Here is a 26,053-nt window from a genome sequence, read left to right as displayed (position 1 = left end):
AATACATGCTATTTAACAAAATTTGACTTCGATATACATATTAAAACAGTCTAATAATTTTCACAAAAAAGAATTATAAGTACTTTTGTCAGTTATTTAGCAAAAACTATTCCAAAAGATGAGTATCCCTTCACAATATAATGCGTCTTCAGTAGAAAATAAGTGGTATGACTACTGGATGAAACACAACTATTTTCATTCAGAACCAGATGAAAGAGAACCATATACCATCGTAATTCCACCACCAAATGTTACTGGAGTTTTACACATGGGTCATATGTTGAATAACACGATTCAAGATGTGTTAATTCGTCGAGCACGTTTATTGGGTAAAAATGCCTGTTGGGTGCCAGGAACAGACCATGCTTCTATCGCAACGGAAGCTAAGGTTGTTGCCAAGTTAAAAGCGGAAGGTATTGATAAGAATGATTTAACTAGAGATGAATTCCTAAAACACGCTTGGGAATGGACACACGAATATGGTGGAGTTATCTTAGAACAACTTAAAAAATTAGGCTGTTCATGCGATTGGGATAGAACCAAGTTTACGATGGATGACGATATGTCAGAAGCCGTAATAAAAGTGTTTGTTGATTTGTACAATAAAGGCTTGATTTATCGCGGTTACCGAATGGTAAACTGGGACCCTGAAGCTAAGACTACCTTGTCTGATGAAGAAGTAGAGTATGTTGAAAAGCAAGGAAAGCTTTATTATGTAAAGTATAAAATAGAAGGTTCTGATGAAAACTTAACCATCGCTACAACACGTCCTGAAACTATATTAGGCGATTCAGCAATTTGTATCAATCCAGAAGATCCAAGACATCAAAATCTTAAAGGTAAAAAAGCAATTGTACCTATTTGCAACCGAGTTATTCCAATCATTGAAGATGACTACGTAGATATAGAATTTGGAACGGGTTGCTTAAAAGTAACACCTGCTCACGATGAAAATGATAAAGTGTTAGGAGACAAACATAATTTAGAAGTTATAGATATCTTCAACAAAGATGCTACGTTGAATAGTTATGGCATGCATTACGAAGGTCAAGATCGATTTGCTGTTCGTAAATCAATAGTTGCAGAATTAGAGTCTTTAGGACAGATTGAAAAGATTGAAGATTACACCAATCGTGTTGGTATATCAGAGCGTACAAAAGCGATTATCGAACCTCGATTAAGCGATCAGTGGTTCTTAAAAATGGAAGAGTTGGCAAAGCCTGCTTTAGATGCTGTTCTTACAAATGGTGAAGTAAAATTGTTTCCAAAGAAATTTGAAAACACCTATCGTCATTGGATGGAAAATATCCGTGATTGGAATATCTCTCGTCAGTTACTTTGGGGACAACAAATTCCAGCCTATTATTATGGAGACGGCAAGGAAGACTTTGTAGTTGCAGAAACACTTGAGCAAGCTGTTAATCTCGCACAAGAAAAGACTAACAACTTACAACTAACAACTAAAGACTTGCGTCAGGAAACTGACGCACTAGACACATGGTTTTCTTCTTGGTTATGGCCAATCAGTGTTTTTGATGGTATAAGAAATCCTGAAAATAAAGACATAAAGTATTACTATCCTACCAACGATTTGGTAACTGGTCCGGATATTTTATTCTTCTGGGTAGCGCGTATGATTATTGCGGGTTATGAGTATAAAGGTCAAAGACCATTTGAAAATGTTTACCTAACAGGATTGGTAAGGGATAAACAAAGAAGAAAAATGTCTAAACAATTAGGCAATTCACCAGATGCCCTAAAACTTATTGAAGAATATGGTGCTGATGGAGTAAGAGTTGGTCTGTTGTTGAGTTCTGCGGCTGGTAATGACTTAATGTTTGATGAGGATTTATGCCAGCAAGGAAAGCAGTTTGCCAATAAGATATGGAATGCCTTCAGACTAGTTAAAGGTTGGGATATTGATACATCGATTGAGCAACCAAACTCAAATAAGATTGCAGTAGAATGGTTTGAGTCTAAATTCCAAAAAGTATTGACTGAAATAGAAGATCACTTTAGCAAGTATCGTCTAAGTGACGCTCTAATGGCAATGTATAAACTTATTTATGATGATTTTTGTGGATGGTTTTTAGAAATGATAAAACCAGAATACCAAAAGCCAGTAGATATTCATACCTTAAAATCGGCAATAGAATTGTTTGAAAACAACTTAAAGATTCTTCATCCGTTTATGCCATTTTTAACCGAAGAGGTTTGGCAACTCATTCAGCAAAGAACTCCTGAAGAAGCACTCATCATATCAAAATGGCCTGAAAAAAAGGAAATTAATGAGACTTTGATTTCAGAGTTTGATTTTGCTTCTGAAGTGATTTCTGGTATAAGAAACATTAGAAAACAAAAGAATATTGCCTTTAAGGATGCTATTGGATTCTCAATTGTAAATAACGAAAATATAGCTCCTACTTTTGATGAGGTTATTGCAAAAATGGGTAATTTAAGTAGTTTCGATTATGTTAGTGAATCTGTAGATGGCGCTTTACCTTTTAGGGTAAAGTCTAACGAGTATTTTATTCCGATGGAAGGTAGTATCGATGTAGATGCCGAAATTAAAAAGCTAACTGAAGAATTAAATTATACGGAAGGGTTTTTGAAATCCGTTCAAAAGAAATTATCTAACGAGCGTTTTGTTAACAACGCTCCTGAGCAAGTTGTGGCTTCAGAGAAGAAAAAGGAAGCAGATGCTTTAGCTAAGATTGAAACTATTAAGGCTAGTTTAGAAAGTCTTAAATAGTTAAATTTTCTTAAAAATCATTAAAGACCTATAGTTGCAGAATAACAGTTTTTCTAGTGTAGGTCTTTTTTGTGAGCTATTATATAAATATTATTTATGTATAATATATAAAACATATATAAAAATATATAAAAAATGAATATCATCTTTGTGTTATAATAATAACTAAACGCAATTATGATAAAAGTATCGTTAGCTAAGGGAGATGGTATAGGTCCAGAAATCATGGACGCCACATTAAACATACTCTCTGCTGCAGGGGCAGATATAACCTTCGAAGAAATCGAAGTTGGAGAAAAAGTTTACTTATCTGGCAACTCAACAGGTATTTCTAATGAAGCATGGGAAACCATAAGAAGAAACAAAATTCTTCTAAAAGCACCAATAACGACTCCTCAAGGCGGAGGTTATAAAAGTCTAAATGTAACCATGCGTAAGACTTTAGGGCTATATTCTAATGTAAGACCGTGTCGAAGTCTACATCCATTTGTAACTACAAAACACCCAGAAATGGATGTTGTTATCATTAGAGAAAACGAAGAAGATTTATACGCAGGTATAGAGCATCAACAAACCGACGAGGTAGTACAGTGTCTTAAGTTAATAAGCCGCCCTGGTTGCGAAAAAATCGTAACCTACGCATTTGAGTACGCAAAGAAATACGGCAGAAAAAAAGTAACCTGTTTTACAAAAGATAATATTATGAAGCAGACAGATGGTTTGTTTCATCAAGTCTTCGATGAGGTTGCAGCGCGTTATCCAGAAATTGAAAATGAACATTGGATTGTAGACATAGGCTCTGCTTTATTAGCGGATTCCCCAGAAGAATTCGATGTTATTGTAATGCCAAATTTATATGGTGATGTAGTGTCAGACATAGCGGCTCAGATTACAGGTTCTGTTGGTTTAGCTGGTTCAGCAAATATAGGCCAAGAATGTGCCATGTTTGAAGCGATACATGGTTCGGCACCTGATATTGCAGGAAAAAATGTTGCCAACCCATCTGGTTTAATCAATGCAGCAGTAATGATGCTAAACCATGTAGGTCAAAATGTGGTAGCAGAGAAAATACAAAATGCATGGTTAAGAACCATAGAAGATGGTGTACACACCAACGATATTTATGATCCGATAATGAGTACTGAACGTGTTGGGACAAAAGCATTTGCAGAAGCCGTGATTTCTAATTTGGGTAATAAACCAAAACAATTACCAGAGGTTTCTTTTAAAGACAATACACCACTAATATTACCAAAATATCAAAGAAAACCGTCTCGCAATAAAAAGATAGTAGGAGTAGATCTTTTTGTAGACTGGAATGGTTATGATGCTAACATACTCGCTGAAGAACTTCAAAAGTTAAATAACGATGCTTTAGAGTTATCTATGATTACCAACAGAGGTATAAAAGTTTGGCCAAATGGGTTTGATGAAACGTTTTGTACAGATCATTGGAGATGCAGATATACTTCTAAAGAAGGAGGGAAAGAATTGTCTAAAGAAAAAGTAGTAGAGGTGTTAAACGCAGCTTTACAAAACGGCATAGATGCCATTAAAACAGAAAACTTATATACGTTTGATGGAGTAAGGGGTTACTCTTTAGGTCAAGGGCAATAAGTTGAGGTTTGTTTTACATCATGGTACACAAAACGAGTTAGTTAGATTAGTAGTATTGTTTATTAGTTGCTACCAGGATGTAAACAAAAGTTAAGGACACCAGTAATAGGTAGATGAATATTGGTAAATTTTTTCATAGGTTGTTGCGTACTAATTAAACAGCATCTGTGGATAGTTGTGCTTAAATCACAGAAAATTAAGAGTAAAAGTTAGTTAGTACTATTGTCATTTACCTTTACTAGGTGTCTTTTTTACCACTCGTTAATCTTGTTGCTGTCAAGCTTAATAAAAATAAACAACAAGATAGTAAATCCCCAAAGCCCTGAACCACCGTAACTAAAAAAAGGAAGAGGAATACCAACAGTAGGTATTAAGCCCATAACCATACCAATATTTATGGTAAAGTGGATAAATAAAATCGAAGCAACACCATAGCCATATACACGACTAAACTGTGATTTTTGAGCTTCGGCTAAGTACAAAACTCTAACAATAAGAAAAACAAATAAAAATACAACTGCACTACTACCAAGAAAACCCCATTCTTCGCCTACAGTACTAAAAATATAATCTGTTTCCTGTTCTGGAACAAACTTTCCTGTTGTTCTCGTGCCTTCTAGAAACCCTTTTCCAGTTAACCCACCTGAGCTTATAGCTTCTTCTGATTGAATAAGATTATAGGCTTCGGCTTTACGCATTCTTTCTAGTTTTACTGGATCTTTTTCTAATCGCAACCAAAGGCTAATTCTATTCTGCTGGTGTGTCTTTAGTCCATGGTCGTAAAATAGTTTTACTCCGTAGGCATAACCTATAGCTATAAATAGCACAAGCACATATTGAAGTTTTGAAGCACGCTTCTTTTTTCTAACAAAAAAGCGTATTGTTAGAGCTAGTGCCGTAACGATTGCTGTAATGGTTATGCCAAATTTTAAGGAAAGCACAGCTAAAATAATAAGTGAAAGAGCCACAATTAAATAAACTTGTTGTAATCCTTCCCTGTAGAATACAAAGAAAAAGGCTAAATATACTATTGTGCTTCCTGCATCATTTTGTAGTAGTATTAATATGGCAGGTATGAATATGATTGCGGCAACACGAATTTGATCTTTTAATGTCTTCATATTGGTCTGCAAATCGCTTATGTATTTTGCCACTGCTAAAGCCGTTGCAAATTTTGCAAACTCACTTGGTTGGATTGTCATGCTACCAATACCATACCATGAGCGTGCTCCATTAACATCTTTCCCAAAAACAAATAAACCTATTAATGATAAAATGGCAACCAAGTAGATGATACTAGAAAAACGTTCATAAAACTTAGCTTCAAGAGATAAAATTAGAATAATGATTACAAAAGTTAAGCCAATGAAGACAAGCTGTTTACCATAAAGTTCAGACATATTAAGATAGCTTGTGACTTCGCCATCATGAGATGCCGATAAAATATTGACGTAACCAAATCCTACTAATAAAAGGAAAAGTATAATGGTAATCCAATCGAACTTAAAACGTCTTTGATTTTCTCTTAGCATTAATTATTGTTTTAATTTCAATCTTCTTCGGGTTTTATGGCATAATTATCTATAACTTGAAGTGTTGTCTCACCATTAATTTTAAATGGTTCACCAGATTGCGGTTTAGCATATTCGTCTTCAAGACTATGGGTTAGAATCCAGCTTTCTAAATCTGTTCTTGTAATCTGTCCTTTAATGTATTTTTCTATCATTAAACTTGCCATACGTCCTGCGAAACGGCTTCCCCAATATCCATTTTCAACAAAAACAGCTATGGCTATTTTAGGGTTGTCTTTAGGTGCAAAAGCTACAAAAATAGAATGATCGGTTAGCTGTGTTTTTTTGCCATCAATAATAGCAAAGTTTTCTGCTGTACCTGTTTTTCCGCAAATTTCAATACCTTCCACTCTTAGAGATTTTGCGGTACCGTCATTATATACATCAAACATGCCTTGTATTACAGGCTCAAAATGTTTTCTGTCAATAGTAGTGTATTTTGGTGTGGTGAATTTTGATGGAATAGTATCACCTTCAATATTTTTTATAATATGTGGTGTGTAATAATATCCACGATTTCCTATAGCAGCTGCCATGTTAGCCAATTGAATAGGCGTAGCTTCAACCTCACCTTGACCAATAGCATTAGAAACAATATAAGTTGAGCCCCAACGATTATCACCATAGGCTTTATCGTAATAATCTCCATCTGGAATTCTTCCGGGACGACCAACGGATAAATCATTATTAAGAAAACCTCCTAAACCAAAACTTCTTGCATGATTGGCCCATTTGTTCATACCATCACCGGGATCATCATATTTATCGATAATACGTCTGTAGACATTTATAAAATAAGCGTTGCACGATTGTGCAATACCCATATTCATATCAACTGGGCTTCTGTGGTGATGACAGCCAGTTAAACGCCTACCACCATAGTAGTATCCCATTCTACAGGTAAAGGTATCATGCTCGTCTACGACACCCTCTTGTAAACCTATTAATGCATTCATAACCTTAAAAGGTGATCCAGGAGGATATTGTGCTAACAAACCTCTATCAAATAATGGTTTTGCAATAGTATCGTAATGTAATTTGCTGTAGTTTTCAGAACGATTTCTACCAACTAGAATATTTGGGTTATAACTAGGGCCAGTAACCATAGCTAATATTTCACCACTACTAGGTTCAATTGCAACAATACCACCACGTTTGTGTTTCATTAAAAGTTCGCCATAAGCTTGTAATTCTGAATCTATAGTAATGGTGATATCCTTACCAGGAACAGGTAGTGTATCTAGTGCTCCTTCTTTAAAAGGACCAATATTTTTATTGAATCTATCCTTTTGAATAAATCTTATTCCTTTTGTACCTCTAAGAATTTCTTCATAAGATTGTTCAACACCTTGCTTGCCAATCAAATCTCCTAGTTTGTAGTAAGGTTGTTTTTCAATAATACTTCTATTAACCTCACCTATATCACCCAAAACATTAGCACCAATATTGGTTTGGTAGGATCTTAAAGAACGTTTTTGAATGTAAAAGCCAACATATTTTCTCATTTTTTCCTGTAGTACAGCATAATCAGACTTAGATAGCTGAGGAACAAATGGAGATGGTAATCTTGGAGAATAATTTTTGGCGCGTTGTAACTTTTTATCATAATCCTCTTTTGTAATCTTTAACAGATTACAAAACTCAATGAGCTCTAATGAGTCCATAGGCTCTACCTCTCTAGGAATAACCATGACATCATATGAAGGTTGATTGGCAACAAGTAACTTGCCATTTCTATCATATACGTAGCCACGTTTTGGGTAGGTGTACTCCTTGTTTATGGCTGTATCTTCAAAAATATCATACTCATAACCTCCATAGACTTGTAGATAGAACAGACGTGCTATAAAAACAAGACCAACAAGTATAACAGTAGTTAAGAGTAAAAGTTTTCTCATTTTTTGTTTCGACTAAATAGAATTATAATCAGGACACAAAGTATTATGGTAAAAATACTAGAGAATAACGTTTTTTTCAAGATTAAAAGTATGCTAGATATATTAAAAACTTCTAGTGAAAATAGAATAAGGTGATGTATTAAAGTCCCTAAAGTGATGTATGTAATTAGACTACCCAATTCTGTATTACTAAATTTGATACTTTGATGCTCATATAGCATACCAAAGGAGGTTTTTAAAAATACAGGTCTTGCATAAGCTAACACTACCGAAGCTGCAGCATGAACACCCCCAGAATCTAAAAACATATCCACCAACATGCCTAATAAGAAACTTGTAACAAGTAAAATCAATCGCTCTTCTCTAATTGGAAATAGAAATATGAAAACGATATAAATATAAGGGTTAATGTATCCCAAAAAATTTATGTGACTACATACAATAACCTGTACTAGAAGCAATAGGATAAAACGAATACTATTTATACCAAGAGCACTATTCATTACTATCGCTTTGTAAGTTTAGAATTTCATTTCTGTCTCGGTTTTCTAGAATGTAAATTGTTCCGATATTTGTCATATCGTTGAACAATTTTACCTGTATAGCGTATGTATCTCCACTGATATCAGTTTCAAAACTCTCAATACTTCCTATATTGATTCCTTTTGGAAAAATTGAAGATTGCCCACCTGTAACAATAGTGTCTCCAGCTTTAACAGGTGCAAATTTAGATACATCGATAAGTTGAACAAACTCAGGCGTCTTACCATTCCATATAAGTGAGCCAATATGATTCGAGTTTTTTAGTTGAGCATTTATTTTACTTCTCTTGCTTAGTATTGAGAGTACGGTTGCATAGTTTTTTGACGTATTATCAATGATACCAACAATTCCTTTAGATGATATAACACCAAAGTCTTGTTTAATGCTATCGTTTTTCCCTTTATTTATGGTTAGGTAATTATTTGTTAAAGAATAACTATTTTTATAAACCTCTGCTGTTGTTATTCTGTAGTTTTCTTTTGAAATTGAAGTGTCTGTAACCACACTATTTTCAAGGTTAACAGCATTTAGAAGTTGTTCCCTTAAGCGCTTATTCTCTTCAGCAAGAATTTCATTTTCTTGTTCTAAATCGAAATACTTATCAATTGAATTTACAGTGCCATAGATGCCACCAGACAAAGCATTTGCGGAATTTATAAATTTACTTCTGTGATAAGAGTGTGATTGAATAGTAAGCGCTAAACCAACACTAAAAAGGAATAAAAACAACAGAAAGGTTTTGTTTCTAATAACAAAATTGATGATTTGTTGCATTTATTAGCCTTTTATTTTATCAATACGCTTTTATATTTTGGTAAGTTTTTAAGTACAATGCCTGTACCTCTTACTACTGCTCTTAAAGGATCTTCCGCAATATAAACTGGCAAATCTGTTTTTTGAGATAAACGCTTGTCTAATCCACGTAACATAGATCCACCACCAGCTAGATAAATACCTGTGTTATAGATGTCGGCTGCTAATTCTGGTGGAGTTTGAGATAAGGTTTCCATCACAGAATCTTCGATTCTTAAGATAGATTTATCTAATGCTTTGGCAATTTCTCTATATGAAATTTGAACTTGCTTAGGCTTACCAGTTAGTAAGTCACGTCCTTGAACACTCATATCTTCTGGCGGTAATTCTAAATCTTCAGTTGCAGCACCAATCTGTATTTTTATTTTTTCAGCAGTTCTGTCACCAACATATAAGTTGTGTTGTGTACGCATGTAGTAAATGATATCGTTAGTGAAAACATCACCAGCAACTTTAACGGATTTGTCACAAACAATACCTCCAAGCGCTATAACTGCAATTTCGGTAGTACCACCACCTATATCTACAATCATATTTCCTTTAGGCTGCATAATATCTACACCAATACCGATAGCAGCAGCCATTGGCTCGTGAATAAGATAAACCTCTTTACCATTAACACGCTCACAAGATTCTTTTACAGCTCGCATTTCAACCTCAGTAATGCCTGAAGGAATACAAACCACCATCCTTAATGCAGGGTTAAAAAACTTTTTCTTTAGAGCAGGTATGTTCTTTATAAACATACTTATCATCTGCTCAGAGGCATCAAAATCTGCAATCACACCATCTTTCAATGGTCTAATGGTTTTGATGTTCTCGTGCGTTTTACCTTGCATCATGTTAGCTTCTTTGCCAACAGCAATTATTTTATTACTAATACGGTCTCTTGCAACAATAGAAGGGTTGTCCACAACAACCTTGTCATTGTGTATGATTAGTGTGTTTGCGGTTCCTAAATCTATGGCTATTTCTTCCGTTAGGAAATCAAAAAATCCCATGTGCGTTTATAATATTATTTGGGTTATTCTCGTCAAAGTTAATGACTATGCGTAAATGTAATAAATTATACGTTATTTCTGCGATTATAGATGTTTTTCTAAATATATTTTTTAATGCTTAAAATGACGTGTACCCGTAAAGACCATAGCTACATCATTTTCATTACAATAATTGATACTTAATTCGTCTTTTATAGAACCACCAGGCTGTATTACAGCTTTTATGCCTGCTTTGTCAGCAATCTCTACACAATCAGGAAAAGGAAAGAATGCATCACTTGCCATTACAGCCCCTTCTAAATCAAAGTTAAAAGACTTTGCTTTGTGTATGGCTTGGTTTAAGGCATCTACACGACTTGTTTGTCCTGTCCCACTTGCACAAAGTTGTTTGTTTTTAGCTAATACAATAGTATTGGATTTTGTGTGTTTGCATAATTTTGAAGCAAAGATTAAATCCTCAATTTCTTGTTGGGTAGGTGCTGTTTTAGTTACGGTTTTTAAATCTTCAATGGAATCCGTTTTATTGTCTTTGTCTTGAACCAATATACCATTTAGACAAGTTCTTACGGTAGTTTTAGGAAGTTCTATGTCATTCAGCACTAAAAGAATTCTATTTTTCTTTCCTTTTAAGATTTCTAATGCTTCATCACTAAATGAAGGTGCAATTACAACCTCACAGAATAAATTATGAATTTCTTCAGCAGTAACTTTGTCAATATCATAATTACTAATTAAAATACCGCCAAAAGCAGAAACAGGATCACCAGCCAGAGCATCTACATAAGCTTGGTGAATTGTGTCTCTTTGAGCAAAACCACATGCATTATTGTGTTTTAAAATGGCGAAAGTTGGGTCTTCTCCTTTAAACTCTAAAATTAAATTTACAGCAGCATCAACATCTAACAAGTTGTTATAGCTCAATTCTTTACCGTGAAGTTTGGTAAACATAGCATCAAAATCACCGAAGAAAAATCCTTTTTGGTGTGGGTTTTCTCCATAGCGTAGTACCTTACCTTTTGTTTCACTAATTTTTAAAGCAGCCTCTTCATGATTTTTATTAAAATAGTTGAAGATTGCAGTATCGTAATGCGATGAAACATTGAAAGCTTTAGCAGCAAAACGTTTACGATCTTCTTCCGAAGTTTCGCCATTTTTAGTTTCAAGTAGTTCTAAAAATTCAGCATAATCATCTACTGAAGATACACAAGTTACATCTGCGTAGTTTTTTGCAGCCGCTCTTATGAGTGAAATACCTCCGATATCAATTTTTTCAATAATGTCTTGATTGTTAGCACCAGAAGCAACAGTTTTTTCAAAAGGATATAAATCAACAATAACCAAATCTATTTGCGGAATTTCAAATTCTGCCAGTTCGGCAACATCACCTTCATGGTTTTGACGATTTAAAATGCCACCGAAAACTTTTGGATGTAAGGTTTTAACACGACCACCTAAAATTGAAGGGTAAGATGTAACATCTTCTACAGGTACAACGTTAATGCCCAAATCTTTGATGAATTTTTCTGTTCCGCCAGTAGAATAAATGGTAACGTTAAGGTCGTTTAGTTTTTTTACGATTGGTTCTAATCCATCTTTACTAAATACCGAAATTAACGCTGAGGATATGGTTTTGTTGCTCATAATGTTGTGTTGTGATTTTGATGCTGCAAAAATAAAATAAACAATACGATTATCTTTGTGGTTATATGAGTTTCTTTAAGTTTTTTGTAACAATAAATTGTTGAAAACGTCCTATCTTTAAATTGTTTTAAAACAACCAACATATGCTTGTCTATTTAAGAGTATTTAAAGAGAGCTTCTCGTTTGCATTGAACGCGCTCAGAAATAATAAGTTACGTACTTTTTTATCACTTTTAGGCGTTACTGTTGGTATCTTCTCCATTATTGCCGTTTTAGCCGCTGTAGATTCGTTAGACAAAAATATCAAGGAAAACCTGTCAGGTTTAGATAAAAACACCATGTACCTTACCAAATATTCCTTTGGTCCTACTGAAGTGCCAAGATGGAAACGTGATAATTTTCCTCAAACTGAGTATGATGATTATGAATTTGTGAGGCGTAATGTGCCAGATATTGAAGAGTCGGCATATGTTATTTTTGGTGGAACAGAAACTATTAGATATCAAGCAGAGACAATCACAAATGTGGAAGTAACACCAATATCCCATGGTATTTATGCAATAGAAGATTTAAAAATAGATAAAGGTAGGTTTTATTCAGAATTAGAATCTGATACTGGCGCCTCAGTAATTGTTATAGGTTCTGAATTGGCTGAAAACTTATTTGATCAGTCTAATCCTATCGGTAAGGTTGTTCGTGTTTACGGTAGAAAATTAACTGTCATTGGTGTATTAAAAAAATATGGATCTGGTTTAGGAGACTCACCTGATGGAAAGGCCTACGTTCCAGCAAATTTTGTTAGACAATTTAGAAACGGAGGAGTGGATGGTTTACCAGGCGCTATAGTTATAAAACCTAAATCGGGTGTAGATATGGGCGCTTTTGAAAGTGTTTTAAAACAAAAGTTTAGAGCCTACAGAGGACTTAAAGCTGATGAAGATGACGACTTTTTTATTAATAAGTTATCTGGTTTAGTATCTTTTGTAGACGCTATTATTGGAACACTTAACCTTGTTGGTTGGGTAATAAGTGGATTTTCACTTTTAGTTGGCGGTTTCGGTATTGCCAATATTATGTTTGTGAGTGTAAAAGAGCGTACTAATCTTATTGGTATTCAGAAATCATTAGGAGCTAAGAATCGTTTTATCTTATTCCAGTTTTTGTTTGAAGCTGTAATTTTAGCGGTTGTAGGTGGCTTAATTGGTCTTTTCTTCGTTTACATTACGTCATTGATAATGAACGGTGTAGTAGGTGAGGACTTTAAGTTTGTGCTCTCTTTCGGCAATATGTTCCTTGGTTTTGCACTTTCTACATTTATAGGATTGATATCTGGCGTAATACCGGCAATTTCAGCATCTCGACTAGATCCTGTTGAGGCTATTAGAACTGGGATGTAGTATTTTAGTTAGTTGTTAGTAGTATTCATTAAAGTAAACTTGCAACTTCCGCACAAACAAATTCTAAAAAACGTTCATCAGCTTCGGTAAAAGGATCTGGGGTGTTGGAATCTATATCTATTTGTCCAATGTTTTCGCCATTTACAAAAATTGGGATTACAATTTCTGCCTTTACTGTGATGCTACAGGCAATGTAATTGTCTTGTGCGGAGACATCCGGCACTACAAAGTTTTTGTTACTCACGGCTACTTGTCCACAAATCCCTTTTCCGAATGGAATAATTGTATGGTCTGTTGGTTCTCCAACGTATGGCCCAAGTTTTAACTCGTTTTTATCACCGTTTTTAAAATAGAAACCAACCCAATTGTAATAGGTTACATTAGCTTCAAGAAGTTCACAAATTTTTAAAAGACGCTCGTCTATTGTATTATCTGTATTAGATACAATCGATTTTATTTCGGGTTTTAAGATTTCAAAAGTCATGAGTTGCAAATTTTTGGTAAAAATATCTAAAAGGTTGAATTTTAAATTAGGGTTTTCATAAATTTAACAGCACACTAACAACAAATTTTATTTGAGAGAACTCTTAACAAAATACAAACTCGTTATAAGGTTCATTATCACTTTTTTAATGGTTTACGGTGTGTTGACCATTGGTTACAATGTGTATTTAAAACTATCCGATGGTTCTAAATACTATCCAGATTATATGACCAACTTGGTAGCTAGACAAACAAATTCCTTGCTGAATAGTGTTGGTTATGAGGCTAAAGTTATACCACATCCCAACGAACCTTCTATGAAGGTGATTATTAACGGAAAATTTGTAGCTAGAGTAATAGAAGGTTGTAATGCAGTGAGTATTATTATTTTGTTTCTATCGTTTATTGTTGCTTTTGCAGGGAAGACCAAAACAACATTTTTTTATTGTTTTGCTGGTAGTGTAATTATTTATGCCTTTAACCTAATACGAATTGTTATTTTATCGGCAGGCTTGTACCATTATCCTTGGCGGAAAGAGGTCTTACATAATGTTATTTTTCCATTGTTGATTTACGGGACTGTGTTTTTGCTTTGGATGTTTTGGGTCAATCGATTTTCTAAAAGGGTAAAAGCAAATGCCTAAACTTACGCGATACATATTAGCTGTTCTATTATTGCTTGTCTTGGTGGCAATTAGAGGTTTTGAGGATGATTTATTCTATGATCCATATCTCACCTTTTTTGAAAATGACTATCTCTATATGGATAATCCAAGACGAGAAGTTGCTAAGCTGGTATTTTTTACTAGTCTAAGATATTTACTCAATACTTTAGCATCATTAGGAATCCTTTACTTCATTTTTAATGATAAAGTGATGATAAAATTTTCGGTTTTGTTGTATGCTATTGCTTATGTACTATTGCTGATTCCTTTTATATATTTTGTTATCAACCCAAGGCAAGAAGACTACTATTTATTCTTCAATATAAGACGATTTCTAATTCAACCAATAGGTTTAATTCTACTATTACCAGCATTCTATTATTATAAGCTTAATCGTTAAGGATTTTATAAAATCAATTCTGTTTGTGTCAATTTTGTAACTTTGCAACGTGAAATCTTCATTTTTTAATAGAACCATTGCTGTAGTACTATCTTTTTTAGTGCTATTTTCTACGCTTTCTTTGGCTATAGAAAAACATTTCTGTGGAGATACCTTAGTAGACGTTGCTATTTTTACCAAAGCAAAAAAATGTGGTGAGGAGATGCAAGGTATGAATCAGTCAGAAATCACAAAAAAGTCTTGTTGTAAAGATGAAACACAAATCATCAAAGGGCAGGATGAATTAAAAACAAATTCATTTGATGATTTACCAAGCATACAGAAGCAAATACTTGTTGCTTTTCAGTTTAGTTATATCAACCTGTTTGAAAGTTTACCTAAGGAAACAATACCAAACAGAGATTATTCACCCCCCGAAATAGTGAAAGACATACACGTTTTGGACGAAACTTACCTTATTTAGATGATTTAAAATTTTCAAGATTTTGTATTCTCTGAGAATACTAACTAAAGATAATTTTAAATTAAATAAATCATGATACATAAATATAATGTTACAGGAATGACCTGTAACGGTTGCAAGGCTTCAGTTGAAAAGTCTTTGTCTGAATTACAAGATGTTGAGAGTGTTGAGGTTGATCTTAATAACAATACTGCAACTATAACAATGAAAAAGCATATTGGAGAAGATACACTTCAAAATGCCTTATCTGATAAATACACGATTTCAGAACAAAAATCTAAAAATGTTTTTAGTTCTACTCAAGTTGTTGAAGAGGAAAAAAGTGAACTAAAACAGTTGTTTCCACTTTTTTTAATTTTTGGTTATATATTGATAGCCTCGACACTTTTGAACTTAAAACCATGGAATATTAATGGTCTTATGCTAGATTTTATGGGCCTATTTTATATTGTTTTTAGCTTTTTCAAACTTTTGGATCTTAAGGGTTTTCCTGAAAGTTTTAGAATGTATGATCCTTTGGCAAAAGTTTTTCCCGCTTATGGTTGGATATATCCATTTATTGAGGTTGCACTAGGCTTAATGTTTCTTATGCGCTTTCAAATAGATATTGCTCTGATAGTTACTTTGGTGATTTTAGGTATTACAACTTTTGGTGTCACCAAAACGTTGTTGGATAAAAAAGCCATTCAATGTGCTTGTTTGGGTACAGCCTTAAAATTGCCTATGACCAAAGCGACCTTTATTGAAAACGCTATAATGATAGTTATGGCCATTTTTATGATTATTAAAACTTTTGGTGTATGAAAAAGTTCATAATTATAATATTGCTTTTACCTTTTATAGCATTTTCGCAAGACCAGTTAGAAGGTATGGTTTTAGAAACAAGTACAGGCAATGAAATGCCACTGCCAGGTGCCAACGTGTATTGGCTTGGCTCGTCAATAGGAACCATAACAAACGATGATGGTAAATTTTCTTTGCCATATAAATTCTCTTTTAATAAGTTGGTTATTAGTTATGTTGGTTTTAAAACAGATACTTTAATCGTAAACCAAAACAAGTATATTAAACATGTACTTCAAGCATCAGATGAGTTAGATGCGGTCACTGTTACAGCAAGAAAACAAGCTACTTCAAAATCGTTTTTAAAGGCTACAAATACTATAACGGTAAGTGCTGACGAGTTGTTAAAGGCAGCTTGTTGTAATTTGTCGGAGAGTTTTGAAACCAACCCATCAATAGATGTAAATTTTTCTGATGCTATCTCTGGAACAAGACAAATAAAAATGTTAGGACTTACAAGTCCTTATATTTTAATAGCCACCGAAAACATTCCTGCCATTCGAGGAGCATCCCAAGCTTATGGTCTGAGTTTTATTCCTGGAACTTGGGTAGAAAGCATACAGATTACTAAAGGTGCAGGTAGCGTAGTAAACGGCTTTGAAAGCATTGCAGGCCAAATAAACACGGAATTGGTTAAGCCTACTACGGACGATAGGTTATTTGTAAATGCCTTTGCTGGTCTTAATGGTAGATATGAGCTCAATACTCATATCAATCAAAAAGTATCAGATAAGTGGAGTACAGGTTTGTATGTTCATGGTAATTTAAGAGATCAAAAATTTGATAATAACGATGACTTTTTTCTAGATGTGCCATTAAAGCAACAAATTAATGTAATGAACCGTTGGCAGTATACTAATGGAGAAAAAGGTTTAGTAAGTTTTATCAACTTAAGATACCTTAATGACAATACACAGTCAGGACAAATAGATTTTGACCCTAATAGAGACAAGGGCACAACTAACTTTTGGGGAAGTGAAATTGATACTGAGCGTTTTGAAGTAACTACCAAACTAGGCTATGTAAATCCTGAAATTCCCTATCAGAGTTTAGGTGTACAGACTGCTTATAGTTATCATAAGCAAGATTCTTATTACGGATTGAATGACTATGATATTACACATAATAGCTTCTATTCTAACCTGGTATACAATAGTATTATTTCGGATTCGCGCCATAAGATAAAAACAGGTCTAAGTTTTACTTATGACCATTATGATGAATTGGTAAATGTTCAAACTTATGAACGTGTAGAAAATTCTTTTGGAGGCTTTTTTGAATACTCATATGATAACTTAGATAAGCTGACAATGACAGCAGGTGTTAGGGCAGATCAACACAATAGATTGGGCTTTTTCATCACCCCAAGACTTCATGTGCGCTATACACCTTGGGAAAAATCAGCCTTCAGATTTTCTGTAGGAAGAGGAAAACGAAGTGCCAATATTTTTGCTGAAAATCAAAATATGTTTGCGAGCTCTAGACAAATCAATATTTTAAATTCAACAGGAAAGATTTATGGTTTAGATCCAGAAATTGCCTGGAATTATGGTGTGAGTTACCTTCAAGGATTTAATCTTTTTGATAGAAAGGCTGACGTAACGTTTGATTTTTACAGAACAGATTTCCAAAATCAGGTAGTTGTCGATTGGGAAAATCCTTTTCAAGTCAATTTTTACAATCTTGAAGGAAATAGCTATGCTAATAGTTTCCAATTTGAATTTAACTATAATCTCTTTGAAAATTTTGATTTGCGTACTGCTTATAAATTCTATGATGTCAAAACCGACTATAACTCTGGTAAATTAGAAAAACCATTAGTACCTAAACATCGTTTATTTGCTAACGCAGCTTACGAAACAGATGAGAAAGATAATGGAGCACAATGGAAGTTTGACGCAACATACAATTGGTTAGACTCTCAACGCTTTCCTAGCACAACGTTAAGTGATTTAGAATATCAATTAGATGAATATTCGCCAACCGTAGGAACATTAAACCTACAGGTTACAAAAGTCTTTTCTCCTAAGTTTGAAGTATATTTAGGAGGTGAAAATGTAACTAACGTAAGGCAAAATAATCCAATAGTCAGTGCAGACAATCCATTTGGTTCAAATTTTGATACTAACTTTGTATATGGTCCAATATTTGGAAGTATGTACTATGCAGGATTACGATTTAGAATAAAATAAACTGTCATTCCTGCGTCCGCGTGCCGCTGAAGCTTTAGCGGAGGCGCAAGGCAGGAATCCACATGAAAAATAAATAATTAGATTCTGAAACAAGTTCAGAATGACTAAAACAACAATAAAATGAAAAAAGTAACTTTAATTTTAGCATTATTAGTAACCACATTAACATTTGCACAAAATAAGAATGCCAAAGCTTCAATGGAAGTAGATGGTGTTTGTGGTATGTGTAAAGAGCGCATAGAAAAAGCAGCGATAAAAACCAAAGGTGTAAAGTCTGCGGTTTGGAGTATTGAGACACATGAATTGAAATTAATCTATGATGAAAACAAAACGAATCTTGAAACTATTTCGAAAAACATAGCTGCTGTTGGACATGATACCAAGGAAGTAAAAGCAACAGATGAAGCTTACGATGCTGTTCACCCTTGCTGTAGATATCGTGATAAGGAAGTGGTTAAAGACCATGATGGAGAAAAGAAAAAAGGATAATAAAAATTAAGAAAAAAGCCTGAATACATCTTCAGGTTTTTTTGTGCCTATAATTTGACTATTTTAAAATTTTCATCGAACTTGGTTAACGTATAATTGAAAAGCTTAAAATGAGAGACCTAAGCTATGTATTCCTGTTTTTAGCATTAATTGCTGAGGTTTTAGGAACAATAGGTGGATTTGGGTCGTCTGTTTTCTTTGTTCCAATCGCAAACTTTTATTTCGATTTTGAATCGGTTTTAGGTCTTACTGCTATTTACCATCTATCGAGTAACTTGAGTAAAATAGTTTTGTTTAAAAAAGGACTAGACAAAAAATTACTCATCAATATTGGAATACCCTCTGTACTATTTGTAGTTATAGGTGGATTACTAACAAAAGTTTTTAATAGTAATTACCTAGAGTTGTTACTTGGTATATTCTTAGTTGTATTGGCAATTGTGTTTTTAATAAAAAAGGATTTAATAATAAGTCCTAATAAAAGAAACGCCTTAATTGGTGGTGGCTTATCAGGGTTTTCAGCTGGACTTTTAGGAACAGGTGGTGCAATTAGAGGCTTAACTATGGCAGCTTTTAACTTAGAAAAAAGTGCCTTTATTGCAACATCAGCTTTTATAGACTTTTTAATTGATTTCTCAAGGACGTTTGTATATTACTATAATGGGTTTATCCATAATCATGATTTAATTTATATACCTTTTTTAATAGTAATTGGTTTTGTTGGTACTGCAATTGGAAAAAAGATACTAAATTATATTCCTCAAGATAAGTTTAAGAAGATTTCATTGGGTCTAATTTTGTTAATTGGATTAATCACTTTGATTAATGTTGTAATTAAGTAAAGAAAAAACAAAAGCCTTTGATGAAAATCAAGGGCTTTTGTTTTGTTGTTCAAACTCTACTTAACTATCAGTGCCAGTGAGTTCATTGCTTGTCCGTGCTACGGACTTGGTAATTGAGCGTGGCCGAAATTACATCATGCCTGGCATTCCGCCTCCACCCATTGGTGGCATTCCAGAAGATTCTTCTTTAATGTCAACTAAAGCGCACTCAGTAGTTAAGATCATACCAGCAACAGATGCGGCATTTTCTAATGCTATACGAGTTACTTTTTTAGGGTCTATAATACCAGCTTTAAGCATGTCTACATACTCTTCAGATTTAGCATCGTAACCAAAGTCTTTCTTTCCTTCTAAAACTTTATTTATAACTACTGATCCTTCGCCACCAGCATTTTCAACAATAGTTCTCAGTGGTGATTCAATCGCTTTGTTCACGATTTGTACACCTGTAGTTTCGTCTAGGTTGTCTGTAGTGATTTTTTCTAAAGTCTTTTTAGCTCTAACTAAAGCAACTCCACCACCAGCAACAATGCCTTCTTCTACAGCAGCACGTGTGGCATGTAACGCATCATCAACTCTATCTTTCTTTTCTTTCATCTCAACTTCAGAAGCAGCACCAACATAAAGTACAGCAACGCCACCAGCTAATTTGGCTAAACGTTCTTGTAGTTTTTCTTTATCATAATCAGATGTTGTAGTTTCTATTTGAGCTTTAATTTGGTTAACTCTTGCTTTGATATCTGATGCTTTACCAGAACCATTTACAATTGTTGTATTGTCCTTATCTATTGTAACAGTTTCAGCAGTACCTAACATTGATAAGTCAGCGTTTTCAAGAGAGAAACCTCTTTCTTCAGAAATAACTGTACCTCCAGTTAAGATTGCGATATCTTCTAACATAGCTTTACGTCTGTCACCAAAACCTGGGGCTTTTACAGCAGCAATTTTTAAACCACCGCGTAGTTTGTTAACTACTAAGGTAGCTAAGGCTTGTCCTTCCACATCTTCTGCGATGATTAATAAAGGACGACCAGATTGTGCTACAGGCTCTAAAATCGGAAGAATTTCCTGTAAGTTAGAAATCTTCTTGTCAAATAATAAAATGTATGGATTGTCTAAGTCTGCTATCATTTTGTCGGCATCAGTAACAAAGTATGGAGATAAATAACCTCTGTCGAACTGCATACCTTCAACAACATCTACATATGTGTCAGTTCCTTTAGCTTCTTCAACTGTAATAACACCTTCTTTACCAACTTTACCAAAAGCTTCTGCAATAAGTTCTCCTATTGTGTCATCATTGTTAGCAGAAATAGAAGCTACTTGTTTTATTTTATCAGAATCGCTCCCTACTTTTTTGGCTTGTTTTTCTAAGTCAGCTGTAATTGCCTCCACAGCTTTGTCAATACCACGCTTTAAGTCCATTGGGTTAGCACCAGCTGCAACATTTTTTAAGCCTTCTTTTACAATTGCTTGTGCTAAAACTGTTGCAGTTGTTGTACCATCACCTGCTAAGTCGTTAGTTTTAGAAGCGACTTCTTTTACCATTTGAGCTCCCATGTTTTCAAGCTCGTCTTCAAGCTCAATTTCTTTAGCTACTGAAACACCATCTTTAGTTACCTGAGGTGCACCAAACGATTTGCCAATAATTACATTACGTCCTTTAGGACCTAATGTTACCTTTACTGCATTTGCTAAAGCATCGACACCGCGTTTTAGTCCGTCGCGTGCTTCAATATCGAATTTTATATCTTTTGCCATTTTATTTTATTTTTTTGCTTTCCTGCGAATGCAAGAATCTTATTAATGTTAGTTTTGTTTGAAATAGATTCCGTAAGATGTACGGAATGACAGAATAGATTAAACAATTGCTAATATGTCGCTTTCGCGCATTATTAAATAGTCTTTACCTTCTAACTTTAATTCAGTGCCACCATATTTTCCGTATAAAACAGTATCACCAACTTTAACAGTTAAAGGTTCGTCTTTCTTGCCATTGCCAACTGCAACAACAGTTCCTTTTTGCGGTTTTTCTTTTGCATTATCAGGAATAATGATACCTGAAGCTGTTTTAGTTTCAGCCTCCATAGGTTCTACAAGAACACGGTCTGCTAAAGGTTTAATGTTTAAAGCCATTTGTTATAATATTTTTGATTAATTAAAATTTGATTTAACGCTTTAGCGTTATTCGAAAATTATGCCAAGACATATATACTGACAAACTTGCAGATATACCTGTCTTGGGACTATTGTAAACAAAAAGGCCAACTATAAAAGTTGGCCGAGTAGTTGTTGCTTATTGTGAGAATTATTAATTCCCTTCTGTACCATCAGTAGTGCCAGCATCAGTATTTGTTGGAGTTGATGCAGGTGCTTCAATAGCTTCTTTTTCGTCTAAAGCTTTAGAGTCAAAATCATTGCCAGAGTCTATGGTTAAGTTAGAAGCAAGGATTAAAACGATTAATGCTGTACCTAAAAACCAAGTGCTCTTATCTAAGAAATCTCCTGTCTTTTTTACACCACCTAATTGTTGTGTGCCACCACCACCAAAAGAAGATGATAAACCTCCTCCTTTAGGGTTTTGTACCATAATTACCACAACCAATAGAAAGGCTACTACTACGATTAAGATTAAAAAAATTGTAAACATTTTATATAGTATTATCTTTTAATTCTTCCACCAATTTTATTTGGTCTGCAAAGAAACTACTTTTTTCTGGATATTTCAAACTTAAAATTTTATAAGATTGAATGGCTTTGTCGTAGTTTTTTTGTTCTAAATAAATCCTTGCCAAAGTTTCTGTCATTAGGCTATCAGAAACGTCATCATCATTGTTTACCAACTTAGGTTTTGGTATGTGACTGGCAACAGGTTTTATTTTAGGATTTTCGCTTATAAACTTATCAATGATATCTAACTTATCAGTGAGTGGTTGCGATGTATCATCCTTTGTGTCTTTAATTTCGGTTTCTCTATCAATAGGTTTAAAACATGTTATTTTTAACCATTCAGTGAAAGAATGACTTTCGTTTTTATCAAATTCTAAAGGTTTACCAATATTTAGTTTTTCTTCTGGTGTGATATTTTGCACATCAACCGAGATAATAGAATCTTCAATTCTTGGGGTTTCTTCTTTAGAAATCTGTTGCGGTTTAGTTTCAAATAAGTCTGGATCTAAAACACCTTTAGTGGCTTTGATGTGTTCTTTTAGAGCTTCATCAATAGTTACACTTTTATTTACTGAAATATCATCAATATCGTTAACTATCAAAGATTTTATATGCTCTGAGTTTTGCTTTATTTGATTGGAAATTTCGTTTTGATTAAATTCTTCCGAAGTGATATAATCAAACAAAACGCTACGATCTGCAGTATGAGCAGCAGTTATTTTTAATGCATTATTGTATTTGTAGCTCTCCTTTTGTTTAAGACCTTTTAAGTACAGAGCACGTAAGGGTTGAAAGTAAGGATACTCGTTAATTTTTGCCAATAGCTCGTCGGTTTGAGAAGCTGTAACAGCTTCAGGATGTTGAAGTAAATATGTCAATTCTTTTAGTTGCATATATATTACCAATTGGCCAAAGACGCATTAAAAATATCTTGTGTTAAACGCTCAAAAATAACTTCAAATGCTTCATCTTTAGTGCCACCAACAAGTTGAGCATTAGCATCAAAATCATAGAAAAACGAAAAACGTTGTTCGAAATCCTTTTCTTCATCTAATGTATTGAAATAGCGAACATTTACACTTATTGTTAAACGGTTTTGAGCAGCTCTGTTGTCAGAAGTTGCTGTCATGGGTGCAATTCGGTATTCAGTAATCTCCCCTTCAAAAAGTAAATCTCCGCCAGTAGTTACTAGACTTAAACTCGTTTGGTTTTGTATTAAATCTTGCAATGCATTAGTGAAATCGATATCTAAGCCAGGTTCAACTAGTTCAGCATTATTCTGAAAGAAATTTACTTGAAATGTTTTAGCCTCACCAGTATCTGCACCAGTAAAAGAGTAAATGCCACAACCTGTAAGGGTTATTGTAAGAAACAGTATGCCAATATATTTTAATAATCTCATGTTGTTTTTTTATCTGAACGTGTTTCCTATTCTTAATAGTGCTTAAGCTTTCCTAATCTTTTCTTAAAGATCGTATTGCTTTATTTTTCTGTAAAGTGTACGTTCACTAATACCTAATTCGGCAGCAGCCAATTTGCGCTTACCATTATGACGCTCCAAGGATTTTTTGATGAGTTCTAATTCCTTGTCATGCAAAGATAAGGTTTCTTCTTCTTCAATCTCTTCAGCAAAATGATATTTATCGTCTACATCGATAGTATTCGAGTCATTATCCTCAGTGTGCTGAGGTATGGAAAGTACTTCTAAATTCTCTACCTCTGATGCTGTTTCGTAATCGTCGCTATCATCATCACCATATATCTTTTGTATAAGGTGTTCGTTTTCTTTTTTAACATCAGAAACACTGCCAGACTTCATGAGTTCCATAGTTAACTTTTTAAGGTCATTCAAATCGCTTTTCATGTCGAATAAAACCTTATAAAGTATTTCTCTTTCACTACTAAAGTCACTTTCAGATTTGGTAGTGCTGATTACTGCAGGCAAACTTGTACCAGTATTAGGCAAATAATTTTGAAGTGTAACTGCATTAATAGTACGATTATGCTCTAAAACCGAAATTTGCTCAGCAACATTTCTCAATTGGCGAATATTACCATTCCAGCGGTATTTTAAAAGTAAGGCAACGGCATCGTCAGTTAACTTTACCGTTGGCATTTTGTATTTTAAAGCAAAATCACTGGCAAATTTTCTGAACAATAAATGAATGTCATCTTTTCGCTCTCGTAAGGCAGGCAAGTGTATTTCTACAGTACTTAAACGATAATATAAATCTTCTCTAAACTTTTCTTTCTTTATGGCCTCAAACATATTAACGTTTGTAGCTGCTACGATTCTAACATTGGTTTTTTGAACCTTACTAGAACCAACTTTTATAAATTCCCCATTTTCTAAAATACGAAGTAAGCGCACTTGTGTAGTTAATGGTAACTCACCAACTTCATCTAAAAAAATAGTTCCGCCATCGGCAACTTCAAAATAACCTGAACGTGTTTGTGTAGCACCTGTAAAAGCACCCTTTTCGTGACCAAACAACTCACTATCTATAGTACCTTCTGGTATAGCACCACAGTTTACAGCAATGTATTTGCCATGTTTTCTGTGGGAAAGCTGATGAATAATTTTAGGAATACTCTCTTTACCAACACCACTTTCCCCTGTTACCAATACAGAAATGTCTGTGGCAGCAACCTGAATAGCTTTTTCTACAGCACGATTAAGTTTAGGGTCGTTCCCTATAATGCCGAAGCGTTGTTTTATGGCTTGTACGGATTCCATTAATAATAGGTGTAGGTTTTTGTTGTTATACTAGTTTCACCATTTGCAAATGTTGTGGTTTCAATAGACGATACAGGATAATTTAAGTCATTATATTCGTAAACGAAGTCCATCGTTAATGTTGTGTCATATAAATAATTATTTATGGTTTTGGACGTAATATTATTAGATGATATTTTATCATTTTGTAATATGGATGAAGGTAGGGAAATAAGATTATGGCGTATTACTGGATGTGATAAGTATTCTTGTTTATAGGGATTTTCCTTAATGTCATAATCAAAATTAGTAGTTATATAATCATTATAAGTTTGAGTGTTTCCATCATAAGACTGCTGTATAACTGAAATTAAATTGGAATTTTCGTCGTATTCGTATGAAGTTATGAATGTAGGCGGATTGTCATTTGATATACTGCCAGAGATGTTGGAGTTAATCAAGAGATTATAGTTTTCATTATTAAAGTTATAAGTCTCTATTCTGCTAGGACTGTTCCAATTTCCACCAAAACCAGTCATGTATTTCATAATTATACTTGAATCTTCAAGTATAATTTCATATCGTTGATTTGGTTGAGGTATTCCCCATTCTATATATTTAAGGTCGCCATTTTCATAATCAAAGTTAATAATGCCAGATTCACCAGTTATACTAAGAAAAACAGATTGAATTAAATTTTCACTATCGTGAGTAAAAAAGTGCTCTGCCCAAGGTTGTATATCAGTATTAGGCCTGAAATATTCATAAAACTCAGGTCTACCATCTTGATAGTAATAATACTTTTCTATGTGTAAATCAGAATTAGAGTCCGAAGACCACTCAGAATTAACTTCTTTCAAAAATACGTCCGTTGAGCTCGAGTTACTAGAATCATCATTACTGTTGCATGAATAAACAAGCGAAATTATCAAACAAAAGATGAGAATTTTTTTCATTTTTTTAAATTTAATCAATACGTTGGATACATAAAATTAATTATTTGAATAACCAAAACTATGCTCATGAAGTCTCCTATTAATAAAAAAGCGTTGTTTTA

23 protein-coding genes are annotated in these 26,053 nt (G+C 33.9%); 10 read left to right on the top strand and 13 right to left on the bottom strand.

What is annotated here, in order from left to right; genetic code table 11:
- Positions 1-118 precede the first annotated feature (118 nt).
- Both ACPX19_RS02245 and ACPX19_RS02240 read left to right on the top strand, forming a co-directional pair.
- Complete coding sequence (locus tag ACPX19_RS02245; RefSeq protein ID WP_426431205.1) at positions 119-2,752, top strand: valine--tRNA ligase; 2,634 nt, start codon at positions 119-121, stop codon at positions 2,750-2,752.
- A gap of 177 nt (positions 2,753-2,929) precedes the next feature.
- A complete protein-coding gene (locus ACPX19_RS02240) occupies positions 2,930-4,369 on the top strand; it encodes an NADP-dependent isocitrate dehydrogenase (protein ID WP_426431203.1) in 1,440 nt (479 codons plus the stop codon).
- Positions 4,370-4,620: 251 nt separating this feature from the next.
- Here ACPX19_RS02240 and rodA read toward each other — a convergent pair whose 3' ends face one another.
- The 5 genes from rodA to purH all read right to left on the bottom strand — a co-directional run bounded on the left by rodA (position 4,621) and on the right by purH (position 11,836).
- Positions 4,621-5,901, bottom strand: a complete 1,281-nt coding sequence (gene rodA, locus ACPX19_RS02235; protein ID WP_426431201.1) for a rod shape-determining protein RodA — start codon at positions 5,899-5,901, stop codon at positions 4,621-4,623.
- 17 nt (positions 5,902-5,918) lie between these two features.
- Positions 5,919-7,838, bottom strand: a complete 1,920-nt coding sequence (mrdA, locus tag ACPX19_RS02230) for a penicillin-binding protein 2 (RefSeq protein ID WP_426431199.1) — start codon at positions 7,836-7,838, stop codon at positions 5,919-5,921.
- Between the two features lie 495 nt (positions 7,839-8,333).
- Positions 8,334-9,155, bottom strand: a complete 822-nt coding sequence (gene mreC, locus ACPX19_RS02225) for a rod shape-determining protein MreC (RefSeq protein ID WP_426431197.1) — start codon at positions 9,153-9,155, stop codon at positions 8,334-8,336.
- A gap of 11 nt (positions 9,156-9,166) precedes the next feature.
- The gene (locus ACPX19_RS02220; protein WP_426431195.1) at positions 9,167-10,195 is read right to left on the bottom strand and encodes a rod shape-determining protein; all 1,029 of its coding nucleotides are present in this window, start codon (positions 10,193-10,195) and stop codon (positions 9,167-9,169) included.
- Between the two features lie 111 nt (positions 10,196-10,306).
- Positions 10,307-11,836 (bottom strand): bifunctional phosphoribosylaminoimidazolecarboxamide formyltransferase/IMP cyclohydrolase, encoded by a 1,530-nt coding sequence (gene purH, locus ACPX19_RS02215; protein ID WP_426431193.1) that lies wholly within the window; start codon positions 11,834-11,836, stop codon positions 10,307-10,309.
- Between the two features lie 143 nt (positions 11,837-11,979).
- Between purH and ACPX19_RS02210 the strand changes: the two genes are divergently transcribed.
- Complete coding sequence (locus ACPX19_RS02210; RefSeq protein WP_426431191.1) at positions 11,980-13,233, top strand: ABC transporter permease; 1,254 nt, start codon at positions 11,980-11,982, stop codon at positions 13,231-13,233.
- A 28-nt stretch (positions 13,234-13,261) separates the two neighbouring features.
- On the opposite strand, the gene ACPX19_RS02205 is transcribed toward ACPX19_RS02210, so the two are convergent.
- Complete coding sequence (locus ACPX19_RS02205; RefSeq protein ID WP_426431189.1) at positions 13,262-13,717, bottom strand: GAF domain-containing protein; 456 nt, start codon at positions 13,715-13,717, stop codon at positions 13,262-13,264.
- Between the two features lie 91 nt (positions 13,718-13,808).
- On the opposite strand from ACPX19_RS02205, the gene xrtF reads away from it, so the two are divergent.
- The 7 genes from xrtF to ACPX19_RS02170 all read left to right on the top strand — a co-directional run bounded on the left by xrtF (position 13,809) and on the right by ACPX19_RS02170 (position 19,610).
- On the top strand, positions 13,809-14,360 hold the full coding sequence (gene xrtF, locus ACPX19_RS02200; RefSeq protein ID WP_426431187.1) for an exosortase family protein XrtF: 552 nt from the start codon (positions 13,809-13,811) through the stop codon (positions 14,358-14,360).
- On the top strand, positions 14,353-14,781 hold the full coding sequence (locus ACPX19_RS02195) for an exosortase F system-associated membrane protein (RefSeq protein ID WP_426431185.1): 429 nt from the start codon (positions 14,353-14,355) through the stop codon (positions 14,779-14,781). Before xrtF ends, ACPX19_RS02195 begins: the two co-directional genes overlap by 8 nt.
- A gap of 49 nt (positions 14,782-14,830) precedes the next feature.
- Positions 14,831-15,244, top strand: a complete 414-nt coding sequence (locus tag ACPX19_RS02190) for an HYC_CC_PP family protein (protein WP_426431183.1) — start codon at positions 14,831-14,833, stop codon at positions 15,242-15,244.
- Positions 15,245-15,316: 72 nt separating this feature from the next.
- Positions 15,317-16,048: a heavy-metal-associated domain-containing protein gene (locus ACPX19_RS02185; RefSeq protein ID WP_426431181.1), complete on the top strand. Its 732-nt coding sequence runs from the start codon at positions 15,317-15,319 to the stop codon at positions 16,046-16,048.
- Positions 16,045-18,279: a TonB-dependent receptor gene (locus ACPX19_RS02180; protein WP_426431179.1), complete on the top strand. Its 2,235-nt coding sequence runs from the start codon at positions 16,045-16,047 to the stop codon at positions 18,277-18,279. The genes ACPX19_RS02185 and ACPX19_RS02180 overlap by 4 nt, the downstream gene beginning before the upstream one ends.
- A 120-nt stretch (positions 18,280-18,399) precedes the next feature.
- Positions 18,400-18,768, top strand: a complete 369-nt coding sequence (locus ACPX19_RS02175; RefSeq protein ID WP_426431177.1) for a heavy-metal-associated domain-containing protein — start codon at positions 18,400-18,402, stop codon at positions 18,766-18,768.
- A gap of 110 nt (positions 18,769-18,878) precedes the next feature.
- Positions 18,879-19,610 (top strand): sulfite exporter TauE/SafE family protein, encoded by a 732-nt coding sequence (locus ACPX19_RS02170; protein ID WP_426431175.1) that lies wholly within the window; start codon positions 18,879-18,881, stop codon positions 19,608-19,610.
- Between the two features lie 129 nt (positions 19,611-19,739).
- On the opposite strand, the gene groL is transcribed toward ACPX19_RS02170, so the two are convergent.
- The 7 genes from groL to ACPX19_RS02135 all read right to left on the bottom strand — a co-directional run bounded on the left by groL (position 19,740) and on the right by ACPX19_RS02135 (position 25,952).
- Positions 19,740-21,371 carry a chaperonin GroEL gene (gene groL, locus ACPX19_RS02165; RefSeq protein ID WP_426431173.1) on the bottom strand — a complete coding sequence of 544 codons (1,632 nt, stop codon included), beginning with the start codon at positions 21,369-21,371 and terminating at the stop codon, positions 19,740-19,742.
- Between the two features lie 99 nt (positions 21,372-21,470).
- Complete coding sequence (gene groES, locus ACPX19_RS02160) at positions 21,471-21,746, bottom strand: co-chaperone GroES (RefSeq protein ID WP_426431171.1); 276 nt, start codon at positions 21,744-21,746, stop codon at positions 21,471-21,473.
- 175 nt (positions 21,747-21,921) lie between these two features.
- Positions 21,922-22,260, bottom strand: a complete 339-nt coding sequence (gene secG, locus ACPX19_RS02155) for a preprotein translocase subunit SecG (protein ID WP_426431170.1) — start codon at positions 22,258-22,260, stop codon at positions 21,922-21,924.
- A 1-nt stretch (position 22,261) separates the two neighbouring features.
- A complete protein-coding gene (locus ACPX19_RS02150; RefSeq protein ID WP_426431169.1) occupies positions 22,262-23,173 on the bottom strand; it encodes a hypothetical protein in 912 nt (303 codons plus the stop codon).
- Positions 23,174-23,178: 5 nt separating this feature from the next.
- Complete coding sequence (locus ACPX19_RS02145) at positions 23,179-23,682, bottom strand: LptE family protein (RefSeq protein WP_426431168.1); 504 nt, start codon at positions 23,680-23,682, stop codon at positions 23,179-23,181.
- 63 nt (positions 23,683-23,745) lie between these two features.
- A complete protein-coding gene (locus ACPX19_RS02140; protein ID WP_426431167.1) occupies positions 23,746-25,017 on the bottom strand; it encodes a sigma-54 interaction domain-containing protein in 1,272 nt (423 codons plus the stop codon).
- Positions 25,017-25,952, bottom strand: a complete 936-nt coding sequence (locus ACPX19_RS02135) for a hypothetical protein (RefSeq protein ID WP_426431166.1) — start codon at positions 25,950-25,952, stop codon at positions 25,017-25,019. The genes ACPX19_RS02140 and ACPX19_RS02135 overlap by 1 nt, the downstream gene beginning before the upstream one ends.
- Positions 25,953-26,053 lie beyond the last annotated feature (101 nt).

Source organism: Winogradskyella sp. HB-48 (genome assembly GCF_049942685.1).
Taxonomy (GTDB): Bacteria; Bacteroidota; Bacteroidia; order Flavobacteriales; family Flavobacteriaceae; genus Winogradskyella.
The sequence above is the reverse complement of the archived record's forward strand: the minus strand, read 5'-3'. Positions and strand labels throughout refer to the sequence as shown.

Bases quoted from the DNA above. Each gene is read 5' to 3' on its own strand.
- secG (WP_426431170.1), bottom strand. From the start codon at position 22,260: ATGTTTACAATTTTTTTAATCTTAATCGTAGTAGTAGCCTTTCTATTG.
- ACPX19_RS02210 (WP_426431191.1), top strand. From the start codon at position 11,980: ATGCTTGTCTATTTAAGAGTATTTAAAGAGAGCTTCTCGTTTGCATTG.
- ACPX19_RS02245 (WP_426431205.1), top strand. From the start codon at position 119: ATGAGTATCCCTTCACAATATAATGCGTCTTCAGTAGAAAATAAGTGG.
- ACPX19_RS02195 (WP_426431185.1), top strand. From the start codon at position 14,353: ATGCCTAAACTTACGCGATACATATTAGCTGTTCTATTATTGCTTGTC.
- ACPX19_RS02170 (WP_426431175.1), top strand. From the start codon at position 18,879: ATGAGAGACCTAAGCTATGTATTCCTGTTTTTAGCATTAATTGCTGAG.
- ACPX19_RS02205 (WP_426431189.1), bottom strand. From the start codon at position 13,717: ATGACTTTTGAAATCTTAAAACCCGAAATAAAATCGATTGTATCTAAT.
- purH (WP_426431193.1), bottom strand. From the start codon at position 11,836: ATGAGCAACAAAACCATATCCTCAGCGTTAATTTCGGTATTTAGTAAA.
- ACPX19_RS02150 (WP_426431169.1), bottom strand. From the start codon at position 23,173: ATGCAACTAAAAGAATTGACATATTTACTTCAACATCCTGAAGCTGTT.
- ACPX19_RS02145 (WP_426431168.1), bottom strand. From the start codon at position 23,682: ATGAGATTATTAAAATATATTGGCATACTGTTTCTTACAATAACCCTT.
- ACPX19_RS02135 (WP_426431166.1), bottom strand. From the start codon at position 25,952: ATGAAAAAAATTCTCATCTTTTGTTTGATAATTTCGCTTGTTTATTCA.
- mreC (WP_426431197.1), bottom strand. From the start codon at position 9,155: ATGCAACAAATCATCAATTTTGTTATTAGAAACAAAACCTTTCTGTTG.
- ACPX19_RS02180 (WP_426431179.1), top strand. From the start codon at position 16,045: ATGAAAAAGTTCATAATTATAATATTGCTTTTACCTTTTATAGCATTT.
- ACPX19_RS02240 (WP_426431203.1), top strand. From the start codon at position 2,930: ATGATAAAAGTATCGTTAGCTAAGGGAGATGGTATAGGTCCAGAAATC.
- rodA (WP_426431201.1), bottom strand. From the start codon at position 5,901: ATGCTAAGAGAAAATCAAAGACGTTTTAAGTTCGATTGGATTACCATT.
- ACPX19_RS02220 (WP_426431195.1), bottom strand. From the start codon at position 10,195: ATGGGATTTTTTGATTTCCTAACGGAAGAAATAGCCATAGATTTAGGA.
- groL (WP_426431173.1), bottom strand. From the start codon at position 21,371: ATGGCAAAAGATATAAAATTCGATATTGAAGCACGCGACGGACTAAAA.
- ACPX19_RS02140 (WP_426431167.1), bottom strand. From the start codon at position 25,017: ATGGAATCCGTACAAGCCATAAAACAACGCTTCGGCATTATAGGGAAC.
- ACPX19_RS02175 (WP_426431177.1), top strand. From the start codon at position 18,400: ATGAAAAAAGTAACTTTAATTTTAGCATTATTAGTAACCACATTAACA.
- groES (WP_426431171.1), bottom strand. From the start codon at position 21,746: ATGGCTTTAAACATTAAACCTTTAGCAGACCGTGTTCTTGTAGAACCT.
- ACPX19_RS02185 (WP_426431181.1), top strand. From the start codon at position 15,317: ATGATACATAAATATAATGTTACAGGAATGACCTGTAACGGTTGCAAG.
- mrdA (WP_426431199.1), bottom strand. From the start codon at position 7,838: ATGAGAAAACTTTTACTCTTAACTACTGTTATACTTGTTGGTCTTGTT.